This window comes from Mesorhizobium sp. M7A.F.Ca.AU.002.02.1.1, from assembly GCF_003998535.1.
GTDB classification, from domain to species: domain Bacteria; phylum Pseudomonadota; class Alphaproteobacteria; order Rhizobiales; family Rhizobiaceae; genus Mesorhizobium; species Mesorhizobium ciceri.
This window is the reverse complement of sequence record NZ_RZPB01001318.1, coordinates 1-890: the sequence shown is the minus strand read 5'-3', so window position 1 is coordinate 890 and position 890 is coordinate 1. Positions and strand designations below refer to the sequence as shown.

Sequence of the window (890 nt, the reverse complement as noted above, 5' to 3'; positions counted from 1 at the left end):
CCTATGCGTCGGTGGCACAATTATGCAGCTATTGCATCGCGGGTCCCGAAACCTTCGAGCAAGCCAATGGCCATGAGCGGACGCTGGGAGCCGAGCGCCGCATCGAGGCGGCGCTTGAAGCCGGTGACAGCCTCGACGCGCAGATCGTGCTGATGACGCTGCATGCCAAGCTCATCAACCCCGAAGTCGTCGACCGATACGGGCTCAGCGCGGAATGACGCGAAAGGCAAGATCTGCCTGATTCTCCTAGAGCAATTCTAGGAAAAGTGTGAGCGGTTTTCCGTCTAGAATTGCGTCAAAACAAAGAGTTAGAGCAGATCGCCGTTTCCGTGAAACGGTGAATGCTCTAAGGCAGCCGAGCCGTTCAGGCCCGGCTGATCTCCTCGAGATACCAGCCGATGTAGCGCAGTTCGTTGTATTCCATCGGCGCGATAGGTCCGGGCACGAAATAGTGCGAGCGCACGCCGCGCGCGGTGTGCTCGATGATCTTCTTGTCCTCTTCGGTGGTGATCTTCCACAGCCAGGTCAGCTTCTCCAGATCGTAATCCTGGCCCTCGACCGCGTCGCCGCGCACCAGCCAGATCAGCTCCATCTCGCAGGTGCCAGCCGTTTTCGGGATGAAGCGGTAGATCATGCCGTGATCGGGATAGCATACGAGGAAGGTCGTGCCGCCGAGATGGATGGAAGTGACGCCACCGTCATAGTCGGAGAAGCGTCCCATCAGCGGGGCCACCGGCGATCCATCCTGGCTGCCGCTCGAAACGCCGTCATAGAGCGCATAGCGGAAGGTGTGGATTGCTTCCTGGCCGGCCGCCGAGTTCTGCCAGCGGTTGGCGCTGCCGATCTCGATGCCGAGCGCGCAGGTGCGTTGCTCCATCGCCGCATTGAGC

The 890-nt window shown here is 60.3% G+C and carries 1 protein-coding gene and 1 pseudogene; one reads left to right on the top strand and one right to left on the bottom strand.

Features of this window, described 5'->3' with window-relative positions; genetic code table 11:
* Nucleotides 1–218: pseudogene (locus EN879_RS37415) on the top strand (hypothetical protein); the annotation flags it as partial.
* Between the two features lie 146 nt (nt 219–364).
* On the opposite strand, the gene EN879_RS37410 reads toward EN879_RS37415, so the two are convergent.
* Nucleotides 365–890, bottom strand: a 526-nt coding sequence (locus EN879_RS37410; RefSeq protein ID WP_281034633.1) for an SRPBCC family protein, incomplete at its 5' end; no start/stop codon positions are given.